Origin of the sequence: Mesorhizobium huakuii, assembly GCF_030160235.1 — a bacterium.
Lineage (GTDB): Bacteria > Pseudomonadota > Alphaproteobacteria > Rhizobiales > Rhizobiaceae > Mesorhizobium > Mesorhizobium huakuii.
The window spans coordinates 26,198-49,597 of record NZ_BSNY01000017.1; the positions used below are offsets into that span (position 1 = coordinate 26,198).

The window sequence follows — 23,400 nt, forward strand, 5'->3', positions numbered from 1 at the left end:
GCCTGTCAGCCATTCCATTTCCTCCATCGCCTTCCTATATCAGTGCCATCTCCCCGCAATCGGATCTAAGGTTCGGACTGAGTGAGACGGCACCCGGCCAAAAGACGCTTGTGTTTTTTGGCCTTTGTCGCTAATCGCCCCGCATTCGACTGAACTGAAGGTCAAGGCCGTCCAAGGAAAGAGACTATGGCAAAAGGTAAATTCGAGCGCACTAAGCCTCATGTGAACATCGGCACGATTGGTCACGTTGACCATGGCAAGACGTCGCTGACGGCGGCGATCACGAAGTATTTTGGCGAGTACAAGCGCTACGACCAGATCGATGCGGCGCCGGAAGAGAAGGCACGCGGCATCACGATCTCGACGGCTCACGTCGAATACGAGACGGCCAACCGTCACTATGCCCACGTCGACTGCCCCGGCCACGCCGACTATGTGAAGAACATGATCACCGGCGCCGCGCAGATGGACGGCGCGATCCTGGTCGTGTCGGCCGCCGACGGCCCGATGCCGCAGACCCGCGAGCACATCCTGCTTGCCCGTCAGGTCGGCGTGCCGTCGATCGTGGTGTTCCTGAACAAGGTCGACCAGGTCGACGACGCCGAGCTGCTCGAACTGGTCGAGCTCGAGGTTCGCGAGCTTCTGTCGAAGAACGAGTTCCCCGGCGACGACATTCCGATCGTCAAGGGTTCGGCGCTGGCGGCGCTTGAAGATTCGAACAAGACGATCGGCGAGGACGCGATCCGCGAGCTGATGGCTCAGGTCGACGCCTACATCCCGACGCCTGTTCGTCCGCTCGACAAGCCGTTCCTGATGCCGATCGAAGACGTGTTCTCGATCTCGGGCCGCGGCACGGTCGTGACCGGCCGCGTCGAGCGCGGCGTGGTCAAGGTCGGCGAGGAGCTGGAGATCATCGGCATCCGTCCGACGACCAAGACGACCTGCACGGGCGTTGAAATGTTCCGCAAGCTGCTCGATCAGGGCCAGGCTGGCGACAACATCGGCGCGCTGCTGCGTGGCGTTGATCGTGAAGGTGTCGAGCGTGGCCAGGTTCTGGCGAAGCCCGGCACGGTGAAGCCGCACAAGAAGTTCGTGGCCGAAGCCTACATCCTGACCAAGGACGAAGGTGGCCGTCACACGCCGTTCTTCACCAACTACCGTCCGCAGTTCTACTTCCGCACGACGGACGTGACCGGCATCGTGTCGCTGCCGGCTGGCACCGAGATGGTGATGCCTGGCGACAACATCACGGTCGATGTCGAGCTGATCGTGCCGATCGCCATGGAAGAGAAGCTGCGCTTCGCCATCCGTGAAGGCGGCCGCACCGTCGGTGCCGGCATCGTCGTCACCATCAAGGAATAATCGACACCGGCATTGGCCGGATCGACTAGGGAAAGGGCGGTCTTCGGCCGCCCTTTTTCGTTTGCGTAACTGCGTGACATCGGAACCGTGCCCACCCTGTTGCAAGCGCCACCACGGCAACTAGTATAGGTTGCATTGAGGGAGCTTTGCGAAAGAGTGGTTCCAGGGCGCTGTTTCGGCGAGAAGGGGTGGCGGTTGCGGGCACTGGTCCGTCTCATGCTGTTGGTCGCCGCGGTCCTGCCTGTCTCGGCGGCGCGGGCCCAGGAGCAGTCGCTGGACATCCCGCCGATGCGCTTCGTTGTCGTGCGCAGCAATGCGCCGGGCTGCGAGCCCAACTGTCCGGAATGGATATCGGCTGAAGGCACGATCGCGGCGGACACGCCGTCGCTCTTCAAACGCACGCTCAAAACGCTCAAGGGACGGCAACTGCCTGTCGTCGTCAGCTCGCCCGGCGGCAATGTCGATGCCGCACTCGCACTTGGCAGGATGATCCGCAAGAACAAGCTCGATATCGCCGTCGGCGTGACGGTTTTTTCCGGCTGCCAGCCGGAGGCGAAGGATTGCAGCGACAACAAGGGCAGGGCTGCAGACTATTTCGGCATGGCTTTTGACGATGGGGCCATGTGCAATTCTGCCTGTCCGCTGATGTTTTCCGGCGGTGTCCGCCGCGTGGTCGGAGATTTCGCCTATCTCGGCGTCCACCAGATCACCACCACCTACAAGCGCGAAAAGCTGCTCTACCGGACCACCTACCGTATCGTAAACGGTAGGAAGAAGATCATCAGCACCAAGGTCGTCAGCCGCAAGAACGCGGGCAGCTACAAGACCTATGAGATGAGCAAGGCGGTCGAGAAAACGCTATCGGCCTATCTGAAGGAGATGGGGATAGGCGACGGCGTGCTTGAGATGATGAAGGCCACGCCGGCCAGCGACATCCGCCAGATCGCGCTCGACGATATGCTGACGATGAAGTTGGTGACCAGCCGCGACGCGGTGGATCTGTTGACCTCCGCCAGCCTGTGCGCGCCGCAACAGCCTGCCGCGAATTGCCGGAAGACACCGAGCCCTGCAAACGATGCGACGCCATCGGCCGCTGCGATCGCCAAGCCCAGGGATGTCGTGCCGGTTGGACCGGAAACCGCGAAGGCCGGTGCGGAGATGCGCTTTGTCGTGGTTCGCGGTAGCAATCCGCTGTGCAATCCCGACTGTCCGGAATGGATATCGGCGGAAGGCGCGATCACGAGCCAGACGCCGCAGAAGTTGCGCCAATTGCTCGCCACGCTTGGCAATCGGCGCCTGCCCGTCGTGATCAGCTCGCGGGGCGGCGACCTGTCCGGCGCGCTGGCCGCGGGCCGGCTTGTCCGCGAGAGGAAGCTCGACGTCGCCGTGGGCCGGACCGATTTCGTCGATTGCGACCCAGGGGCATGGAATTGCCTGGCCAAGGAGGGCGCCTATGCCGGGTTGAGCATCGATGCGGGCGTCGAATGCGATTCGGCCTGTGCGCTGATGCTTGCCGGCGGTGCGAGAAGGCTTGTCGGTCCGCAGGCTCGGCTCAGCCTGTACTCGATGGGACAGAAGCAGATGGTCAAGGCGTATCTCGAGGAGATGGCGATCGGTCCCGCTCTGTTCAGAACGATCGCGGGGCGGTCGGCCGAGCAGCAGCTTGAACCGGACATCATGCTGAAGGCGGGACTGACAACGGGACCGCAATCGGTCGACGCACTGACCGGCGCCACGATCTGCAAGGCTGTTCCCAGGCCCGACAATTGCCGCGGCCTGCCGCCTGCCAATGCGGCGGCCGACGCGCCCGCGAGGCTGTAGCTCGGCTTCGGAAACTGGCCATCGAGGCAGGTTGAGATGTCTTCGATCTTTCCGCTATCGTCGCGGCCGGTGGCGCCGGGGCTGGCGGAGGATCGATAATGAGCCGGGATGTTCCGACACTCTACGAATGGGCCGGCGGCAACGATGCACTGAACCGGCTGACGCAGACCTTCTATGACAAGGTGGCAAAGGATCCGGTTGTCGGGCCGGTATTCAAGGCGATGTCGCCGGACCATCCCGCCCATGTCGCGGCCTTCATCGGTGAAGTGTTCGGCGGGCCGAAGACCTATAGCGAGAAATTCGGCGGCCACCGCGAGATGGTCATGCATCACCTGGGCAAGCATTTGACGGAAGAGCAGCGGCGCCGCTGGATCAACCTGCTCGCCGACGCCGCCGACGAGGCCGGCTTGCCGGACGATCCCGAATTCCGCTCGGCCTTCATGGGCTATGTCGAATGGGGATCGCGTTTGGCCAAGATGAACTCCAATCTCGGCGAGACCTGCGATCCCGAAACCGAACCGATGCCGGCCTGGGGCTGGGGCGTGCCTGGCGGGCCGTACACGCCGCCGGCCGGGAAATCGTAGCGGTTGCGAACAGGCCGATCCTGCGCTTGCGGCTGTCCGCTGGGCAGAGCGCCGAGATCACCACCGCCTTTATCGAATTCCCGGCGCTCACCGTCGTCAGCAACCCGCAGCGCTACACATGTCTCGATGAGGGCAGGCGATATCTCTATGAATCGCGCGCCAGCGGCTTCAGCCGCGAACTCGAGATCGACCGCGATGGGCTGGTCATTACCTATCCCGATTCCTGGCAAAGGGGATGAAGGCGCGTTTGCGTGCAAACCACTCTTTACAGACAGCGCGGAAGCTTTTAGGAAGCCCCTGCTGCGCCGAGGCGCGCACGATACGGGCATAGCTCAGTTGGTAGAGCGGCGGTCTCCAAAACCGCAGGTCGTAGGTTCGAGCCCTGCTGCCCGTGCCATTTTCCAAAATGGCCATCAGAAACGATAATTCCGCGGGCCGCCCTTTGAAAATCGGCGACACGCTTGCCATATTAGCCCGATTGGGGCATAAGGGCGCCATAGCCGGGACGGAACGACTGGATGGTTCCGAGGCGGCGTTTGGTCATAAAGCGGACACTTGCCACTTGCGTGGATCAAGAATCGGTTTTATGTAGACAGAACAGACACGCGACGCGTGGAGCTGGGAAGCCGGCTTTACGCGTCTGATTTGCATGGGCGAAATGATTGCGCTGATTCGGCGCGAGACTGGGCTCAGGCGGCACGTCCCGGCCAGCGGGATCATCCAGGGGACCCGGCCAACGGGTCTTGAAGACAGAGCGGCATATGGCTTCGAAAACCACAAATCCTTTCGTCTTTCTCCAGCAGGTTCGCTCGGAGACCGCCAAGGTGACTTGGCCGTCGCGGCGCGAAACGATGATCTCGACGGTGATGGTTCTGGCCTTCGCTGTGATTGCGATGATCTTTTTCTTTAGCGCCGATCAGTTGATGGGCCTCGCGATCGAACAGATTCTGGGCATTGGACGCTAAGTCCGGCGACTACGGAGAAGTCTAAAAAAATGGCTGCGCGCTGGTACATCGTCCACGCTTATTCGAACTTTGAAAAGAAGGTCGCCGAGGACATCGAGAACAAGGCCAAGCAGAAGGGCCTGTCCGCCGATATCGAGCAGATCGTGGTGCCGACCGAGAAGGTGGTCGAGGTTCGTCGCGGCCGCAAGGTCGATGCCGAGCGCAAGTTCTTCCCGGGCTACGTGCTCCTGAAGGCCAATTTGACCGACGCCGTGTTCTCGCTGGTGAAGAACACGCCGAAGGTCACCGGCTTTCTCGGTGACTCCAAGCCGGTGCCGATCACCGAGGCGGAAGCGCAGCGCATCCTGAACCAGGTGCAGGAAGGCGTCGAGCGCCCGAAGCCCTCGGTCACTTTCGAGATCGGCGAGGCGATCCGCGTCTCGGACGGTCCTTTCGCGTCCTTCAACGGCTTCGTCCAGGAAGTGGACGAGGAGAGGGCGCGGCTCAAGGTGGAAGTTTCGATCTTCGGGCGCGCCGTGCCTGTCGATCTGGAATTCGGACAGGTCGAAAAGGGCTGATCCGAAATCCCTGATGTTGGGCCGGCGCCGCCGGTCTGGCGATCAGGGGAGGCGGTGCGGAAACGCATGGCCTGAGAACGGTGGGAGGCGAATGTGGCTTTAGCCGGCCACGCGAACCGCACCACCAGACTGCAACCGCCGGTGTTTCCCCTGACGATGGGGCCGGCATAGACAAAGGCAGGAAAAGAGATGGCTAAGAAAATTGCAGGCCAGCTCAAGCTTCAGGTCTCCGCGGGTTCGGCTACGCCGTCGCCCCCGATCGGCCCGGCGCTTGGTCAGCGCGGCATCAACATCATGGAGTTCTGCAAGGCGTTCAACGCGCAGACCCAGGAAATGGAAAAGGGATCGCCGGTTCCGGTCGTCATCACCTACTACCAGGACAAGTCGTTCACCTTCGTCATGAAGACGCCGCCGGTGAGCTACTTCCTGAAGAAGGCCGCGAACCTGAAGTCGGGCTCGAAGGAGCCGGGCAAGGTCAAGGCTGGCACCGTTTCGCGCGACAAGGTGCGTGAAATCGCGACCGCCAAGATGAAGGATCTGAACGCAAACGACGTCGAGGCGGCCATGCGCATGGTCGAGGGCTCCGCCCGCTCGATGGGTCTGGAAGTGGTGGGCTGAGATCATGGCAAAGATTGCAAAGCGTGTATCGAAGACCCGCGAAGGCATCGATCCCAACAAGGCTTACGCCCTGGGTGAAGCGCTGAAGCTGCTCAAGGACCGTTCCTCGGTCAAGTTCGACGAGACCGTCGAAGTCGCCATGAACCTCGGCGTCGATCCGCGTCATGCCGACCAGATGGTCCGCGGCGTGGTCAACCTGCCGAACGGCACCGGCCGCTCGGTTCGCGTCGCCGTGTTCGCCCGTGGCGACAAGGCCGAGGAAGCCAAGGCCGCTGGCGCCGACATCGTCGGTGCGGAGGACCTGGTCGACATCGTCCAGAAGGGCACGATCGATTTCGATCGCTGCATCGCCACGCCGGACATGATGCCGCTGGTCGGCCGTCTCGGTAAGGTGCTCGGCCCGCGCGGCATGATGCCGAACCCGAAGGTCGGCACCGTCACCACCGACGTCGCCGCCGCCGTCAAGGCATCCAAGGGCGGCGCGGTCGAGTTCCGCGTCGAGAAGGCCGGCATCGTTCATGCCGGCGTCGGCAAGGTCTCGTTCGACGTCAAGGCGCTGGAAGAGAACATCCGCGCTTTCGCCGATGCGGTGACCAAGGCAAAGCCGGCTGGCGCCAAGGGCAACTACGTCAAGAAGGTGTCGGTCACCTCGACGATGGGCCCGGGCCTCAAGCTCGACGTCTCGACGCTCGCAGCGTCCTGATCAAGACCATTTGGATCGGCCGCGGGAAGGCCGGTCCGTGATTGAATTCCGGGTCTCGGATTTATCCTGGACCCGGTACCGGAAGTCGAAAGGCTTCCGGACATCCTGTCCGAGATTGCAGGCGGCCCAAAAGCCTTAATTCATGTGGGCCTGCATGAGACGGGTGAAGACCCGACAACGGAGCGAATGCTCCAATGAAAGGTTCGAACCGTGTTTGCCTTTTGTCTGCGCATCGTTGGCTTGCCGGCGGTGTGGCGAAAGGGGGCAGGATCCTCGAGCGTCGTTCGGGAGATCCGTTACTGGATGGCCCGGCCGGCAAAAAGGCAACCCGACGCCTGTCCTCGAAATGAGATGTTCTCATTGACGGGATTGGGGTCAACTGGAGATAGGCAGTGGACAGAGCGGAAAAACGCGAACTCGTCACGGGCCTGAACGAAGCGTTCGGAAACGCAGGTTCAGTGGTCGTGGCCCACTATGCCGGTATCACCGTCGCGCAAATGAACGACCTTCGGTCGAAAATGCGCGCCGCCGGTGGCACCGTTAAAGTCGCGAAGAACCGTCTCGCCAAAATCGCTCTTCAGGGCACGGACTCCGCATCGATCATCGACCTGTTCAAGGGACAGACGCTGATTGCTTATTCGGAGGATCCGATTGCGGCGCCGAAGGTCGCGTCCGATTTCGCCAAGGGAAATGACAAGCTCGTCATTCTCGGCGGCGCAATGGGCACCACCTCGCTCAATGCCGACGGTGTGAAGGCACTCGCCACACTTCCGTCGCTCGATGAGCTGCGCGCCAGGCTGGTTGGCATGATCGCCACGCCGGCAACCCGGATCGCCCAGATCGTCAATGCGCCAGCGGCTTCGGTCGCGCGCGTCATCGGCGCTTACGCCCGGAAGGACGAGGCGGCATGAGGCCGTTCCTCGCTATCAAAAACACACGTTCGAACCTAACGAAGGAATACAACAATGGCTGATCTCGCAAAGATCGTAGACGACCTTTCGAAGCTGACCGTCCTCGAGGCGGCCGAGCTGTCGAAGCTTCTGGAAGAAAAGTGGGGCGTTTCGGCTGCTGCTCCGGTGGCGGTTGCCGCTGCTGGCGGCGCTGCCGCTGCTGCTGCTCCGGCCGAGGAAAAGACGGAATTCGACGTCGTCCTCACCGACGCTGGCGCTCAGAAGATCAACGTCATCAAGGAAGTCCGCGCCATCACCGGTCTTGGCCTCAAGGAAGCCAAGGACCTGGTTGAAGCGGCTCCGAAGCCGGTCAAGGAAGGCGTTTCCAAGGCCGACGCCGACAAGTTCAAGGCCCAGCTGGAAGCAGCCGGCGCCAAGGTCGACCTGAAGTAAGCGTAAAAGCGGCGGGCGGCCTCGCGCCGTCCGCCACTCCCTTCGCCTGGAGGGAGGACGCGTAGCGCGAGATGTACGAGAACCTCTTTCCTGAGGGCCGCAACCGGCCTTCAGGAAACCGGTTTTCTCCCGTTTTAGCCGGCCGCCGAAAGGCGAACGGAGAACAGACAGAGAGCCGCCGCCCAGGCGGCTCGGTATGCAAGGCGGACCGCGGCGAGGTCCGTCCCGAGTTTAGAGCTAAGGAGCGACGATGGCCCAGACCCAGACTTTCAATGGCCGCAGACGCGTACGCAAGTTCTTCGGAAAGATTCCGGAAGTTGCGGAGATGCCGAACCTGATCGAGGTTCAGAAGGCATCCTATGACCAGTTCCTGATGGTGGACGAGCCCAAGGGCGGCCGTCCGGACGAGGGACTGCAGGCTGTTTTCAAGTCGGTCTTCCCGATCTCCGATTTTTCCGGCTCCTCGATGCTGGAGTTCGTGAAGTACGAGTTCGAAGGACCGAAATTCGACGTTGACGAATGCCGTCAGCGCGACCTGACCTATGCCGCGCCGCTGAAGGTGACGCTGCGCCTCATCGTGTTCGATATCGACGAGGATACCGGCGCCAAGTCGATCAAGGACATCAAGGAGCAGGACGTCTACATGGGCGACATGCCGCTCATGACCTTGAACGGCACCTTCATCGTCAACGGCACCGAGCGCGTCATCGTCTCGCAGATGCACCGTTCGCCGGGCGTCTTCTTCGACCACGACAAGGGCAAGTCGCACTCGTCGGGCAAGCTTCTGTTTGCCGCGCGCGTCATCCCCTATCGCGGCTCGTGGCTCGACATCGAGTTCGATTCCAAGGACGTCGTGCACGCCCGCATCGACCGCCGCCGCAAGATTCCGGTGACGTCGCTGTTGATGGCGCTCGGCATGGATGGCGAAGAGATCCTGTCGACCTTCTACAACAAGATCACCTATGTCCGCGCCGGCGACCACTGGCGCATTCCGTTCAACGTCGAGCGTTTCCGCGGCCTCAAGGCCGTCGGCGACCTGGTCGACGCCGATACGGGCGAGATCGTTGTCGAGGCCGGCAAGAAGATCACCGCCCGCCAGGCGCGCCAGCTCGGCGAAAAGGGCCTGAAGGCGATCAAGGCGACTGACGAGGATCTGCTCGGCAACTACCTGGCCGAGGACATCGTCAACTACGCCACCGGCGAGATCTTCCTCGAAGCCGGTGACGAGATCGACGAAAAGACGCTCAAGGTGCTGCTTGGCACCGGCGAGCAGGAGATCAAGGTTCTCGACATCGACCACGTCAATGTCGGCGCCTATATCAGAAACACGCTCAACGTCGACAAGAACGAGAGCCGCCAGGACGCGCTGTTCGACATCTATCGTGTCATGCGCCCCGGCGAGCCGCCGACGCTCGAGACCGCCGAAGCCATGTTCAACTCGCTGTTCTTCGACAGCGAGCGCTATGATCTGTCGGCCGTCGGCCGCGTCAAGATGAACATGCGCCTCGAACTCAAGGCCGAGGACACCGTGCGCGTGCTGCGCAAGGAAGACATCCTGGCCGTGGTCAAGACGCTGGTCGAACTGCGCGACGGCAAGGGCGAGATCGACGACATCGACAATCTCGGCAACCGCCGCGTGCGCTCTGTCGGCGAGCTGATGGAGAACCAGTACCGCGTCGGCCTGTTGCGCATGGAGCGCGCGATCAAGGAGCGTATGTCCTCGATCGAGATCGACACGGTCATGCCGCAGGACCTGATCAACGCCAAGCCGGCGGCAGCCGCCGTGCGCGAGTTCTTCGGTTCCTCGCAGCTGTCGCAGTTCATGGACCAGACCAACCCGCTGTCGGAGATCACCCACAAGCGCCGCCTGTCGGCGCTTGGACCGGGCGGTCTGACGCGCGAGCGCGCCGGCTTCGAGGTGCGCGACGTGCACCCGACGCATTACGGCCGCATCTGCCCGATCGAGACGCCGGAAGGCCCGAATATCGGTCTGATCAACTCGCTGGCCACCTTCGCGCGCGTCAACAAGTATGGCTTCATCGAGAGCCCGTACCGCAAGATCGTCGACGGCAAGCTGACCAATGACGTCGTCTATCTCTCGGCGATGGAAGAAGCCAAGCACCACGTCGCGCAGGCCAACGCCGAGCTCGACAAGAATGGCGGCTTCGTCGACGAGTTCGTCATTTGCCGCAGCGCCGGCGAAGTGATGATGGCGCCGCGCGAAAACGTCGACCTGATGGATGTGTCGCCCAAGCAGATGGTGTCGGTGGCCGCGGCCCTGATCCCGTTCCTGGAAAACGACGACGCCAACCGCGCTCTGATGGGCTCGAACATGCAGCGTCAGGCCGTGCCGCTGGTGCGCGCCGAGGCGCCGTTCGTCGGCACCGGCATGGAGCCGATCGTTGCCCGTGACTCGGGCGCCGCCATCGGCGCCCGCCGCGGCGGCATCGTCGACCAGGTGGACGCGACGCGTATCGTCATCCGCGCGACGGAAGATCTCGATCCGGGCAAGTCCGGCGTCGACATCTACCGGCTGATGAAGTTCCAGCGTTCGAACCAGAACACCTGCATCAACCAGCGTCCGCTGGTGCGTATGGGTGACCGGGTCAACAAGGGCGACATCATCGCCGACGGTCCCTCGACCGAGCTCGGTGATCTGGCGCTCGGCCGCAACGTGCTGGTCGCGTTCATGCCGTGGAACGGCTACAACTACGAGGACTCGATCCTCTTGTCCGAGCGCATCGTCGCCGACGACGTCTTCACCTCGATCCACATCGAGGAGTTCGAGGTCATGGCGCGCGATACAAAGCTTGGTCCGGAGGAAATCACGCGCGACATTCCGAACGTTTCGGAAGAAGCGCTGAAGAACCTCGACGAAGCCGGCATCGTCTATATCGGTGCCGAAGTGCAGCCGGGCGACATCCTGGTCGGCAAGATCACGCCAAAGGGCGAAAGCCCGATGACGCCGGAAGAGAAGCTTCTGCGAGCCATCTTCGGCGAAAAGGCTTCCGACGTGCGCGACACTTCGATGCGCATGCCTCCAGGCACTTTCGGCACCGTCGTCGAGGTGCGCGTGTTCAATCGCCACGGTGTGGAGAAGGACGAGCGCGCCATGGCGATCGAGCGCGAGGAGATCGAACGCCTCGCCAAGGACCGTGACGACGAGCAGGCGATCCTCGACCGCAACGTCTACGCGCGTCTTTCCGACGTGCTCGTCGGCAAGGAAGCGATCGCTGGACCGAAGGGCTTCAAGAAGGGCTCGACGCTGTCGAAGGATACGCTCGACGAGTATCCGCGTTCGCAGTGGTGGCAGTTCGCCGTGGAGAACGAAAAGCTCCAGAGCGAGCTGGAAGCCCTGCGTGGCCAGTACGACGACTCCAAGAAGGCGCTCGAACAGCGCTTCATGGACAAGGTCGAGAAGGTCCAGCGCGGCGACGAAATGCCTCCGGGCGTCATGAAGATGGTCAAGGTCTTCGTGGCCGTGAAGCGCAAGATGCAGCCGGGCGACAAGATGGCCGGCCGTCACGGCAACAAGGGTGTCGTGTCGCGCATCGTTCCGGTCGAGGACATGCCTTTCCTCGAGGACGGCACGCATGCGGATATCGTGCTCAACCCGTTGGGTGTGCCGAGCCGCATGAATGTCGGCCAGATCCTGGAAACGCACCTGGGCTGGGCCTGCGCGGGCATGGGCAAGAAGATCGGCGAGCTGATCGACACGTACAAGGCCGCTGGCGACATCAAGCCGCTGCGCAAGACGCTGGAAAGCTTCATGCCGGCCAATGATCGCAACGAGCCGATCCGCGAATACGACGACGAGAGCATTGTTCGCCTGAGCGAGCAGATGCGCCGCGGCGTCTCGATCGCAACCCCGGTGTTCGACGGCGCGCACGAGGCTGACATCAACATCATGCTGGAGCAGGCGGGCCTGCACACCAGCGGTCAGTCGCAGCTCTATGACGGACGCACGGGCGAGCCGTTCGATCGCAAGGTGACGATGGGCTATATCTACATGCTCAAGCTTCACCACCTGGTGGACGACAAGATCCACGCTCGTTCGATCGGACCGTACTCGCTCGTCACCCAGCAGCCGCTGGGCGGCAAGGCGCAGTTCGGCGGCCAGCGCTTCGGCGAAATGGAGGTCTGGGCGCTGGAAGCCTATGGCGCCGCCTACACGCTGCAGGAAATGCTGACGGTGAAGTCGGACGACGTCGCCGGCCGCACCAAGGTCTACGAGGCGATCGTGCGCGGCGACGACACGTTCGAGGCCGGCATTCCGGAGAGCTTCAACGTGCTCGTCAAGGAAATGCGGTCTCTCGGCCTCAATGTCGAGCTGGAGAACACCAAGCTCGACGACGCCCCGGTTCGGCTGCCCGACGCGGCTGAGTAAGGCTAGCGCGCGCCGCACGAAGTTGCGGCGCGCCAACGGAATTCGACGGCCGGTGGCCGACAAAGACGGCGGGCGTTTGGCCCGCGACTAGATGCAAGGGGCTTTCGAGGACCCCGAAAAGGAGAACGGCATGAACCAAGAGGTCATGAATCTCTTCAATCCGCAGGCGCCTGCGCAGGTGTTCGATTCCATCCGGATCTCACTGGCCAGCCCTGAGAAGATTCTGTCCTGGTCGTTCGGCGAGATCAAGAAGCCGGAGACCATCAACTACCGCACCTTCAAGCCGGAGCGTGACGGTCTGTTCTGCGCGCGCATTTTTGGCCCGATCAAGGACTACGAGTGCCTGTGCGGCAAGTACAAGCGCATGAAGTACAAGGGCGTCATCTGCGAGAAGTGCGGCGTGGAAGTCACGCTGTCGCGCGTCCGCCGCGAGCGCATGGGCCATATCGAGCTCGCCGCTCCCGTCGCTCACATCTGGTTCCTGAAGTCGCTGCCCTCGCGCATCGGCACGCTTCTCGACATGACCCTGAAGGACATCGAGCGCGTCCTCTACTTCGAGAACTACATCGTGACCGAGCCTGGCCTCACCGCGCTGAAGGAGCACCAGCTGCTCAGCGAGGAAGAGTACATGATCGCCGTCGACGAGTATGGCGAGGACAGCTTCACCGCCATGATCGGCGCCGAGGCCATTCATGACCTTCTGGCCGGCATGGATCTGGAGAAGATCGCCGGCGACCTGCGTTCGGAACTGGCTTCGACCACGTCCGAGCTGAAGCAGAAGAAGTATCTGAAGCGGCTCAAGGTCGTCGAGAACTTCATGGAATCCGGCAACCGTCCGGAATGGATGATCATGAAGGTGGTTCCGGTCATCCCGCCGGACCTGCGTCCGCTCGTCCCACTGGACGGCGGCCGTTTCGCGACGTCCGACCTGAACGACCTCTATCGCCGCGTCATCAACCGCAACAACCGCCTGAAGCGGCTCATCGAGCTGCGCGCTCCCGGCATCATCGTGCGCAATGAAAAGCGCATGCTGCAGGAAGCCGTCGATGCGCTGTTCGACAACGGCCGTCGCGGCCGCGTCATCACCGGCGCCAACAAGCGTCCGCTGAAGTCGCTGTCCGACATGCTGAAGGGCAAGCAGGGCCGGTTCCGTCAGAACCTGCTCGGCAAGCGCGTCGACTATTCCGGCCGCTCGGTCATCGTCACCGGTCCGGAGCTCAAGCTGCATCAGTGCGGCCTGCCGAAGAAGATGGCGCTCGAACTGTTCAAGCCCTTCATCTACGCCCGCCTCGACGCCAAGGGCTACTCCTCGACCGTCAAGCAGGCCAAGAAGCTGGTCGAGAAGGAGCGTCCGGAAGTCTGGGATATTCTCGACGAGGTCATCCGCGAGCACCCGGTTCTGCTGAACCGCGCGCCGACGCTGCACCGCCTCGGCATCCAGGCGTTCGAGCCGATCCTGATCGAAGGCAAGGCGATCCAGCTGCACCCGCTGGTCTGCACGGCCTTCAACGCCGACTTCGACGGCGACCAGATGGCGGTCCACGTGCCGCTGTCCCTGGAAGCGCAGCTTGAAGCCCGCGTGCTGATGATGTCGACCAACAACATCCTGCACCCGGCTTCCGGCGCGCCGATCATCGTGCCGTCGCAGGACATGGTTCTGGGTCTCTACTATCTCTCGATCGTCAACCAGAACGAGCCGGGCGAGGGCATGGTGTTTGCCGACATGGGCGAACTCCAGCACGCGCTCGAGACCAAGGCAGTGACCCTGCACGCCAAGATCAAGGGCCGCTTCCGCACGGTCGACGCCGAAGGCAAGGTCGTGTCGAAGATCCATGACACCACGCCTGGCCGCATGATCATCGGCGAGCTTCTGCCGAAGAACGTCAATGTGCCCTACGAGACCGCCAACCAGGAGATGACCAAGAAGAACATCTCCAAGATGATCGACACCGTCTACCGCCATTGCGGTCAGAAGGAGACGGTCATTTTCTGCGACCGCATCATGGCGCTCGGTTTCGCTCACGCCTGCCGTGCCGGCATTTCGTTCGGCAAGGACGACATGCTGATCCCGGACAGCAAGATCAAGCTGGTGTCGGACACCGAGGCTTTGGCCAAGGAATACGAACAGCAGTACAATGACGGCCTGATCACGCAGGGCGAGAAGTACAACAAGGTCGTCGACGCCTGGGCCAAGTGCTCGGAAAAGGTCGCCGACGAGATGATGGCCCGCATCAAGGCGGTCGAGTTCGAGGACAATGGCCGTCAGAAGCCGATGAACTCGATCTACATGATGTCGCACTCCGGTGCGCGTGGCTCGCCCACCCAGATGCGCCAGCTCGCCGGCATGCGCGGCCTGATGGCCAAGCCGTCGGGTGAAATCATCGAGACGCCGATCATCTCGAACTTCAAGGAAGGCCTGACCGTGCTCGAGTACTTCAACTCGACCCACGGCGCCCGCAAGGGTCTGGCCGACACCGCCTTGAAGACGGCGAACTCGGGTTACCTCACCCGCCGTCTGGTCGACGTGGCGCAGGACTGCATCGTCAACTCCGTGGATTGCGGCACCGACAAGGGCCTCACCATGCAGCCGATCGTCGATGCCGGCCAGGTCGTCGCTTCGGTCGGCCAGCGCGTGCTGGGCCGCACCGCGCTCGACGACATCAACCATCCGGTGACCGGCGACCTTCTGGTCAAGGCCGGAACGCTGATGGACGAGCGCGACGTGGAGCAGATCGAAAAGGCCGGCGTCCAGTCGGTCCGCATCCGCTCGGCACTGACCTGCGAGGTCAGGGTCGGCGTGTGCGCGGTCTGCTACGGACGCGATCTGGCGCGCGGCACCCCGGTCAACCAGGGTGAAGCCGTCGGCGTCATCGCGGCGCAGTCGATCGGCGAGCCGGGCACACAGCTCACCATGCGTACCTTCCACATGGGCGGTACGGCGCAGGTGGTGGACAGTTCGTTCCTTGAAGCCTCCTATGAGGGCAAGGTCGAGATCCGCAACCGCAACGTGGTGCGCAACTCCGACGGCCAGCAGATGGTCATGGGCCGCAACATGGCGGTGCTGATCCTCGACGAAGCCGGCAAGGAGCGTGCCACGCACCGTGTCACCTATGGTTCGCGCATCTTCGTGGACGATGGCGACAAGGTGAAGCGCGGACAGCGTATCGCCGAGTGGGATCCCTACACCCGCCCGATCCTCACCGAAATCGAGGGCAGGGTGGCATTCGAGGATCTGGTCGACGGCATCTCCGTCCAGGAAACGGCCGACGAGTCGACCGGCATCACCAAGCGTGAGGTCATCGACTGGCGTTCGACGCCGCGCGGCAACGACCTGAAGCCGGCGATCGTCGTTCAGGACGCCAAGGGCAAGGTCGGCAAGCTGTCGAAGGGTGGCGATGCCCGCTTCCTGCTCTCGGTCGAGGCCATTCTCTCGGTCGAGCCGGGTGCGCAGGTTCGTCCCGGCGACGTGCTGGCGCGTATCCCGATGGAAAGCGCCAAGACCAAGGACATCACCGGCGGTCTGCCGCGTGTCGCCGAACTGTTCGAGGCACGTCGTCCGAAGGATCACGCCATCATCGCCGAGATCGATGGCACGATCCGCTTCGGCCGCGACTACAAGAACAAGCGCCGCATCATCATCGAGCCGCATGACTCGACGCTCGAGCCGGTCGAATACCTGATCCCGAAGGGCAAGCCGTTCCATCTCCAGGACGGCGACGTCATCGAGAAGGGCGACTACATCCTCGACGGCAATCCGGCGCCGCACGACATCCTGGCGATCAAGGGCGTGGAGGCACTCGCTTCCTACCTCGTCAACGAGATCCAGGAAGTCTACCGCCTGCAGGGCGTGTCGATCAACGACAAGCACATCGAGGTGATCGTTCGCCAGATGCTGCAGAAGGTCGAGATCACCACGCAGGGCGACTCGACCTACATTCCGGGCGACCACGTCGACGTGATCGAGCTGGAAGAGGTCAACGAGCGCCTGATCGAGGACGGCAAGAAGCCGGCCGAAGGTCAGCCGGTGCTGCTCGGCATCACCAAGGCCTCGCTGCAGACGCCGTCCTTCATCTCGGCCGCCTCCTTCCAGGAGACGACCAGGGTGCTGACGGAAGCCGCGGTTGCCGGCAAGACCGACATGCTGCAGGGCTTGAAGGAAAACGTCATCGTCGGCCGGCTGATCCCGGCCGGTACGGGCGGCACGATGAGCCAGATCCGGCGCATCGCCACCTCGCGCGACGAACTCATCATCGACGAGCGCCGCAAGGCCTCCGGTGTGGAGATCGCCGAGCCGATGCTGGCCGATATGACAACCGCCGCGCAGTAAGCGCGGCGGCAACAGATCTCAGGCAACTGGGCCGTCGGGGCAACCTGGCGGCCTTTTTGTTTTCTGGACGTGGCGAAATTGGTATCCGTGGTGGTAAGAGAGGTCCCCGCCGGGCCTACCTTTCCGCATTTCGGCTTCGATCGGAGAAGAAACGATGAGCAGGAAGACCTGGGCCGCAGTCGACGACTACATCGTTGATACCCTGTTCGAAGCGGATCCCTCCCTCGACGCTGTTCTGGCCGCCAACCGTGACCAAGGCCTGCCACCGATCGACGTCTCGCCGGCGCAGGGCAAGCTGCTTTCGCTTCTCACACGCACCGGGGCGCGAAGAAGGTTCTCGAAATTGGTACGCTGGGCGGCTATTCGACGATCTGGATGGCGCGGGCCTTGCCCATGGACGGCAAGATCGTGACGCTTGAGCTCGACCCGCATCACGCCAAGGTGGCGCGGTCGAATTTCGAACGGGCAGGAGTGTCGGAGCGGGTGGATCTGCGGGTTGGGCCGGCCCTTGAATCGCTGGCCGCGCTAAGCGCTGAAAATGCCGGGCCATTCGATCTCATCTTCATCGACGCCGACAAGCCGAACAACCCGAACTATCTGTCCTGCGCCATGCGGCTTTCTAGGCCGGGGACAGTGATCATCTGCGACAATGTCATCCGCGACGGCGCGGTGCTCGAAGGTGATGGCCATGACGCCAATGTCGTAGGCGCCCGGGCGGCATTCTCGTTCATCGGCGGCGACAAGCGCCTGGATGGCACCGCCATCCAGACCGTCGGCGCCAAGGGTTATGACGGCTTCGCGATTGCGATTGTCAGTTGAAAGTCAGTCGAAAAACGCCTCGACCACGTTGCGCTTGCCGAGCATGAAGGCGTCGGCGACGTGCTGCAACGGCGCGAGGTCGACATCCGAGGTCCCGGCGCGCACGATCTCGGCGAAACGCTTGTAGAGCATGGGGTATTCCGCTTCTGGCTCCTCATGCACCACGCGACCGTCGATGGCGAGCTTCGAGCCGCCACCGGAAAGCACCATCTTGCCGGCATCCGTGTCGGCCAGGATGTCCCAGCTTTGCGGGCCGGTCTGCAGCCAGTCGAGGTCCATCGTCACCGGCAGGCCGTTCGAGGTGCGGAAGGCGACTTGTGCCGCGACCGGGGCGGCGCGGTTTTCGGGAAAGTCGAGCACCGCCGACGTGATGAACATCGCCGGCAGGATGTGGGTTGCGATCGACAGCGCGTTGATGCCGGGATCGAAGACCCCGAAGCCGCCCGGCGCCCAGATCCACTCTTGGTTCGGATGCCAGCGGCGCACATCTTCCTTCCAGACGATCGCTGCCGAGCGGAGCCGGGTCGTCGCGAGAAAGCCGCGCGCGGCGTCCACCGCCGGCGCGTAGCGCGAATGCCAGCTGGCAAACAAAGAGACGCCGTTCTTCGCGGCCAGCACCTTTAGGTCCTCGACCTCGCTGACCGTGGCGCCCGGTGGCTTTTCCAGGAAGACATGCTTCTTCGCCTCGAGCGCGGTGCGCGCGGCATCGTAGCGGAATTGCGGCGGCATGCAGAGCGAGACGGCCTCGAGCTCCGGCACCGCGTCGAGCATTGCCTCGATGGTGGGAAAGTTCGGGATGCCGTCGACCTTGCCATGCCGGCTGGCGGCGGCGACGAGGCGATAATTCTGGTCTTTGGCCAAGGCCGGCAGATGCTGGTCGCGGACGATCTTGCCAACGCCGACGATGCCTATCTTGATGGGCTGGGACACGACCGCTCCGTCTGTTTGATGATGGTGAGCGTTTCTATCAGAACACTTGCCTCGGGCAAGCCGGAAGCCGAAAAGTCAGCCCCAGCTTTCCTCGAATTGCAGCGTCAGTTTTCCGCCCGCCAGAAAGGCTTCGATCGCAGGTTCGAAGGGTGAGGGGTCGAGGCCGTTGGCCGCCAGCCACTCATCAGAATAGTAGGTGTTGGCGTAACGGTCGCCGGAATCGCAGATGAGCGTCACCAGCGAGCCGGTCTTGCCGTGCTCGATCATGCGCGACGCCTGAAGGCACATGGCGATGAAGTTGGTACCGGTCGAACCACCGACACGACGGCCGAGCCGGCGTGACAACACTCGCATTGCCGCCAGCGACACGGCATCCGGCACCCGCAGCATGTGATCGATGACACCTGACACGAAGGACGGCTCCATGCGCGGCCGGCCAATGCCTTCGATGCGCGACGGCTGCTCGCAGCGGCAATTGTGATTATGCGTGGCAAAGCCCTCGAAGAAGGCGGAGCGTTCGACATCGACAACCGACAGCCGCGTCGCATGCTGCTTGTAGCGCAGGAAGCGGCCGATCGTGGCGGTTGTGCCACCAGTGCCGGCGCTCATCACGATCCAGGCCGGGATGGGATGCCGCTCCTCGCGCATCTGTCCGAAGATGGAATCAGCGATGTTGTTGTTGCCGCGCCAGTCGGTGGCGCGTTCGGCATAAGTGAACTGGTCCATGAAATGGCCGCCGAGCCGTTGGCTGAGTTCGGCCGACTCGGCATAGATGCGCCTGCCGTCGTCGATGAAATGGCAGTTGCCCCCATAATGCTCGATCGCGGCGATCTTTTCACGCGACGTCGACCGGGGCATCACCGCATAGAAAGGCACGCCGATCATGCGGGCGAAATAGGCTTCCGACACCGCTGTCGAGCCCGATGAGGCCTCGACCACCGGGGTGCCCTCGCGGACAAGGCCATTGCACAGCGCATAGAGAAACAGCGAACGCGCCAGCCTGTGCTTCAGGCTGCCGGTAGGGTGGGTGGATTCGTCCTTGAGATAGAAGTCGATTCCAGCCAGCGCCGGCAGGTCGAGTTTCCACAGGTGCGTGTCGGCCGAACGGTGCTGGTCGGCCTCGATCGCGGCGACCGCCTGGTCGGCCCACGCTCGGGATGCAGGTTTAACCCCCATTGTTCCGGCCATCATCGGTGCCCTGGCTTCAGATCGGCGCGTCGAACGTGACGATCGACACTTCGCCTTCGAGCGCGCCCTGATAGGCCGACAGATGTGGCTCGTCGTCGGGCACGCCGTCCATGTCGCCGATCTGGTCGAGCTCGGCCTCGGCATAACCTTCCGCCGCCAGCGATTCGAGGGCACGGCGCACCGCCGAATCGTCGTCGGGAGCGACCAGCATGACATGCACGCCTTCCGCCTTGCCGCCTTTGCGCTTCCAAACCCGGCCGGTGATGATGGTGACCGGGCGTTCTTCGTTGTCGTTCACGGGCTGATTCCTCCTGGCAAAGCGCGGGCGAGGGGATTTGAGTGCTCAGGCGGCCTTTTCGCATGAAGCGGGGCCTCGCGACAGCCAAAAAGCCGGTCACTTTCTTCTCCGTCCTTGCAAAATTGCGAAAGAAAATTACATGCGCCTTTCGCATGGCTGCCAAGCCCTGGCCTCAATGCAATATTTGGCACTGCGGGGTTGACGGTTCGCGGGCTTACGAGTAGAAGCCGCCCAGTCAGAACCGATGTGAGGCTCTCCTTTCCGAAGCGACACGCTTTGGAGTTTGCTTCAAACAGGGTTCGTTTTACGAGCGAAAAGACATTTCCGGCGTGCACGAAGCGGCTTCCGCTTCCTCTGCCATTTGTTCGGGCAAGACCGCGAGGCGCGGTTTGTGGCCCGAATTTGCGTATGGAAATGACGCTTTGAGCGGCCCTGACCGGGCGAGACACGGAATTGAGAGACAAGAGGGTTTAATGCCTACCGTCAACCAGCTGATCCGCAAGCCGCGCATTGCGCCGGTGAAGCGCAACAAGGTCCCGGCCATGCAGCAGAACCCGCAGAAGCGGGGCGTCTGCACGCGCGTCTACACGACGACGCCGAAGAAGCCGAACTCGGCGCTGCGCAAGGTGGCCAAGATCCGCCTGACCAATGGTTTTGAAGTGATCGGTTACATCCCCGGCGAAGGTCACAACCTTCAGGAGCACTCCGTGGTCATGATCCGCGGCGGCCGCGTCAAGGATCTTCCGGGCGTTCGCTACCACATCATCCGCGGCGTGCTCGACACGCAGGGCGTGAAGAACCGCAAGCAGCGCCGTTCGAAGTACGGCGCCAAGCGTCCGAAGTAAGATTTTCCGGCCCTGGCGCTGCTTGAATGCGTCGGGCTACGAGATTGAGAGACAAAAGCCATGTCGCGTCGTCACAGTGCAGAAAAGCGTGAGATCAACCCGGATCCGAAGTTCGGCGATCTGATCGTTACCAAGTTCATGAACGCCGTCATGTATGACGGCAAGAAGTCGGTCGCCGAGACCATCGTCTATGGCGCGCTCGACCAGGTCCAGTCGAAGACCAAGCAGGAGCCGGTCACCGTCTTCCATCAGGCGCTCGACAATGTTGCGCCGCATGTCGAAGTGCGGTCGCGTCGTGTCGGCGGCGCCACCTACCAGGTTCCGGTCGACGTGCGCCCGGAGCGCCGCCAGGCATTGGCCATCCGTTGGCTGATCGCGGCTGCCCGCAACCGCAACGAGACCACCATGATCGATCGCCTCTCCGGCGAGCTGATGGACGCGGCCAACAACCGCGGCACGGCTGTCAAGAAGCGTGAAGACACCCACAAGATGGCTGAAGCCAACCGCGCTTTCGCACACTACCGCTGGTAAAGCGCGAACAGGACTGAGAGGCAGCTACGATGGCCCGCGAATATAAAATCGAAGACTACCGCAATTTCGGTATCATGGCGCATATTGACGCCGGCAAGACGACGACCACCGAGCGCGTCCTCTACTACACGGGCAAGTCGCACAAAATCGGCGAAGTGCACGACGGCGCTGCCACCATGGACTGGATGGAGCAGGAGCAGGAACGCGGCATCACCATCACGTCCGCCGCCACCACGACCTTCTGGAAGGGCCGTGACGGCAAGATGCGCCGCTTCAACATCATCGACACCCCCGGACACGTCGACTTCACCATTGAAGTCGAGCGTTCGCTGCGCGTGCTCGATGGCGCCATCGCGCTGCTCGACGCCAACGCCGGTGTCGAGCCGCAGACGGAAACCGTCTGGCGCCAGGCCGACAAGTACCGCGTGCCGCGCATGATCTTCTGCAACAAGATGGACAAGATCGGCGCCGACTTCTACCGCTCGGTCGAGATGATCGGCTCGCGCCTCGGTGCGCAGGCTGTCGTCATGCAGCTGCCGATTGGCGCCGAGACCGAATTCAAGGGCGTCGTCGACCTCGTTGAGATGAACGCGCTTGTCTGGCGCGACGAGACGCTGGGCGCTGCCTGGGACGTCGTCGAGATCCCGGCCGACCTTCAGGCCCGTGCCCAGGAATACCGCGAGAAGATGATCGAAGCCGCCGTCGAAATGGACGAGACGGCCCTCGAGAATTACCTCGAAGGCAAGATGCCGTCGAATGACGAGATCCGTTCGCTGATCCGCAAGGGCACGATCGCGGTCAAGTTCTTCCCGATGTTCTGCGGCTCGGCCTTCAAGAACAAGGGCGTGCAGCCGCTGCTCGACGCCGTTGTCGAATACCTGCCGTCGCCGGCCGACGTTCCCGCCATCAAGGGCGTCGATGCCAAGACCGACGCCGAGATCGAGCGTCATGCGGTGGACGACGAGCCGCTGTCGATGCTGGCCTTCAAGATCATGAACGACCCGTTCGTCGGTTCGCTGACCTTCGCCCGCATCTATTCGGGCAAGCTCACCAAGGGCATCTCGGTCGACAACACCGTCAAGGGCAAGAAGGAGCGCATCGGCCGCATGCTGCAGATGCATGCGAATTCGCGCGCCGACGTCGAAGAAGCTTTCGCCGGCGACATCGTCGCTCTGGCAGGCCTCAAGGACACGACCACCGGCGACACGCTGTGCGATCCGCTGCACCCGGTCATCCTCGAGCGCATGGAATTCCCCGATCCGGTCATCCAGATCGCCATCGAGCCGAAGACCAAGAACGACCAGGAAAAGATGGGCCTCGCCCTTCACCGTCTGGCTGCCGAGGATCCGTCCTTCCGCGTCAAGACCGACGATGAAAGCGGCCAGACCATCATCTCCGGCATGGGCGAACTGCACCTCGACATCATCGTCGACCGCATGCGTCGCGAGTTCAAGGTCGAAGCCAATGTCGGCGCTCCGCAGGTGGCCTATCGCGAGACGATCACCCGCAAGCACGAGCAGGACTACACCCACAAGAAGCAGACCGGCGGTACCGGCCAGTTCGCCCGCGTCAAGGTTATCTTCGAGCCGAATACGGAGAGCGAAGAGTTCGTCTTCGAGTCCAAGATCGTCGGCGGCGCGGTGCCGAAGGAATACATCCCGGGTGTCGAAAAGGGCATCCAGAGCGTCATGGGCGCCGGTCCGTTCGCGGGCTTCCCGATGATCGGCGTCAGGGCGACGCTGATCGACGGCGCCTACCACGACGTCGACTCCTCGGTGCTGGCCTTCGAAATCGCTTCCCGCGCCTGCTTCCGTGAAGCCGCACCCAAGCTTGGCGTGCAGCTGCTCGAGCCGATCATGAAGGTCGAAGTCGTGACGCCGGAAGACTATGTCGGCAGCGTCATCGGCGACCTGAACGGCCGCCGCGGCCAGATCCAGGGCCAGGAAGCGCGCGGCGTGGCCGTCGTCATCAACGCGATGGTGCCGCTCGCCAACATGTTCAAGTACGTCGACAACCTGCGCTCGATGAGCCAGGGCCGCGCGGCCTACACGATGCAGTTCGACCACTACGAGCCGGTCCCGACCGCGGTCGCCCAGGAAGTCCAGAAAAAGTACGCGTAACT

General features: G+C 62.6%; 18 protein-coding genes, 1 tRNA gene and 1 pseudogene. 17 read left to right on the top strand and 3 right to left on the bottom strand.

Annotated elements, in window-relative coordinates; translation table 11 throughout:
- Positions 1–186: 186 nt before the first annotated feature.
- From tuf to QQK95_RS08205, 14 genes and pseudogenes are all read left to right on the top strand, one after another.
- Positions 187–1,362 (top strand): elongation factor Tu, encoded by a 1,176-nt coding sequence (gene tuf / locus QQK95_RS08140; protein ID WP_010909256.1) that lies wholly within the window; start codon positions 187–189, stop codon positions 1,360–1,362.
- Positions 1,363–1,578: 216 nt separating this feature from the next.
- Positions 1,579–3,183, top strand: a complete 1,605-nt coding sequence (locus QQK95_RS08145) for a COG3904 family protein (RefSeq protein ID WP_284270815.1) — start codon at positions 1,579–1,581, stop codon at positions 3,181–3,183.
- 98 nt (positions 3,184–3,281) lie between these two features.
- Positions 3,282–3,767: a group II truncated hemoglobin gene (locus QQK95_RS08150; protein WP_284270817.1), complete on the top strand. Its 486-nt coding sequence runs from the start codon at positions 3,282–3,284 to the stop codon at positions 3,765–3,767.
- Between the two features lie 26 nt (positions 3,768–3,793).
- Positions 3,794–4,006 carry a putative glycolipid-binding domain-containing protein gene (locus QQK95_RS08155; protein ID WP_284270819.1) on the top strand — a complete coding sequence of 71 codons (213 nt, stop codon included), beginning with the start codon at positions 3,794–3,796 and terminating at the stop codon, positions 4,004–4,006.
- Positions 4,007–4,088: 82 nt separating this feature from the next.
- Positions 4,089–4,164, top strand: a tRNA-Trp gene (locus QQK95_RS08160).
- A 364-nt stretch (positions 4,165–4,528) separates the two neighbouring features.
- Complete coding sequence (secE, locus tag QQK95_RS08165) at positions 4,529–4,732, top strand: preprotein translocase subunit SecE (protein ID WP_010909260.1); 204 nt, start codon at positions 4,529–4,531, stop codon at positions 4,730–4,732.
- A gap of 29 nt (positions 4,733–4,761) precedes the next feature.
- Positions 4,762–5,289, top strand: a complete 528-nt coding sequence (gene nusG, locus QQK95_RS08170) for a transcription termination/antitermination protein NusG (protein WP_010909261.1) — start codon at positions 4,762–4,764, stop codon at positions 5,287–5,289.
- A 189-nt stretch (positions 5,290–5,478) separates the two neighbouring features.
- Positions 5,479–5,907, top strand: a complete 429-nt coding sequence (rplK, locus tag QQK95_RS08175) for a 50S ribosomal protein L11 (protein WP_010909262.1) — start codon at positions 5,479–5,481, stop codon at positions 5,905–5,907.
- A gap of 4 nt (positions 5,908–5,911) precedes the next feature.
- Positions 5,912–6,610, top strand: a complete 699-nt coding sequence (gene rplA / locus QQK95_RS08180; protein ID WP_010909263.1) for a 50S ribosomal protein L1 — start codon at positions 5,912–5,914, stop codon at positions 6,608–6,610.
- Positions 6,611–7,002: 392 nt separating this feature from the next.
- On the top strand, positions 7,003–7,521 hold the full coding sequence (gene rplJ, locus QQK95_RS08185) for a 50S ribosomal protein L10 (protein WP_019857958.1): 519 nt from the start codon (positions 7,003–7,005) through the stop codon (positions 7,519–7,521).
- Between the two features lie 54 nt (positions 7,522–7,575).
- On the top strand, positions 7,576–7,953 hold the full coding sequence (gene rplL, locus QQK95_RS08190; RefSeq protein ID WP_010909265.1) for a 50S ribosomal protein L7/L12: 378 nt from the start codon (positions 7,576–7,578) through the stop codon (positions 7,951–7,953).
- Between the two features lie 250 nt (positions 7,954–8,203).
- A complete protein-coding gene (gene rpoB, locus QQK95_RS08195) occupies positions 8,204–12,340 on the top strand; it encodes a DNA-directed RNA polymerase subunit beta (protein ID WP_010909266.1) in 4,137 nt (1,378 codons plus the stop codon).
- A 130-nt stretch (positions 12,341–12,470) separates the two neighbouring features.
- Entirely contained in the window at positions 12,471–16,667 is a 4,197-nt protein-coding gene (gene rpoC / locus QQK95_RS08200) for a DNA-directed RNA polymerase subunit beta' (protein ID WP_284270838.1), read from the top strand.
- A gap of 154 nt (positions 16,668–16,821) precedes the next feature.
- Positions 16,822–17,486: pseudogene (locus QQK95_RS08205) on the top strand (O-methyltransferase).
- A gap of 3 nt (positions 17,487–17,489) precedes the next feature.
- Here the strand turns inward: QQK95_RS08205 and QQK95_RS08210 are convergent.
- The 3 genes from QQK95_RS08210 to QQK95_RS08220 all read right to left on the bottom strand — a co-directional run bounded on the left by QQK95_RS08210 (position 17,490) and on the right by QQK95_RS08220 (position 19,902).
- Positions 17,490–18,416: a Gfo/Idh/MocA family protein gene (locus tag QQK95_RS08210; protein WP_284270840.1), complete on the bottom strand. Its 927-nt coding sequence runs from the start codon at positions 18,414–18,416 to the stop codon at positions 17,490–17,492.
- 75 nt (positions 18,417–18,491) lie between these two features.
- Positions 18,492–19,592: a PLP-dependent cysteine synthase family protein gene (locus QQK95_RS08215; RefSeq protein WP_284270842.1), complete on the bottom strand. Its 1,101-nt coding sequence runs from the start codon at positions 19,590–19,592 to the stop codon at positions 18,492–18,494.
- Positions 19,593–19,620: 28 nt separating this feature from the next.
- Positions 19,621–19,902: a hypothetical protein gene (locus QQK95_RS08220; protein ID WP_010909270.1), complete on the bottom strand. Its 282-nt coding sequence runs from the start codon at positions 19,900–19,902 to the stop codon at positions 19,621–19,623.
- Positions 19,903–20,375: 473 nt separating this feature from the next.
- Here QQK95_RS08220 and rpsL point away from each other — a divergent pair, with 473 nt between their 5' ends.
- The 3 genes from rpsL to fusA are packed head-to-tail and all read left to right on the top strand — an operon-like array spanning position 20,376 to position 23,398.
- The gene (rpsL, locus tag QQK95_RS08225; protein WP_006333356.1) at positions 20,376–20,747 is read left to right on the top strand and encodes a 30S ribosomal protein S12; all 372 of its coding nucleotides are present in this window, start codon (positions 20,376–20,378) and stop codon (positions 20,745–20,747) included.
- A 60-nt stretch (positions 20,748–20,807) separates the two neighbouring features.
- Positions 20,808–21,278: a 30S ribosomal protein S7 gene (rpsG, locus tag QQK95_RS08230; protein ID WP_006202127.1), complete on the top strand. Its 471-nt coding sequence runs from the start codon at positions 20,808–20,810 to the stop codon at positions 21,276–21,278.
- Positions 21,279–21,307: 29 nt separating this feature from the next.
- On the top strand, positions 21,308–23,398 hold the full coding sequence (fusA, locus tag QQK95_RS08235; RefSeq protein ID WP_284270863.1) for an elongation factor G: 2,091 nt from the start codon (positions 21,308–21,310) through the stop codon (positions 23,396–23,398).
- Positions 23,399–23,400: the final 2 nt, after the last annotated feature.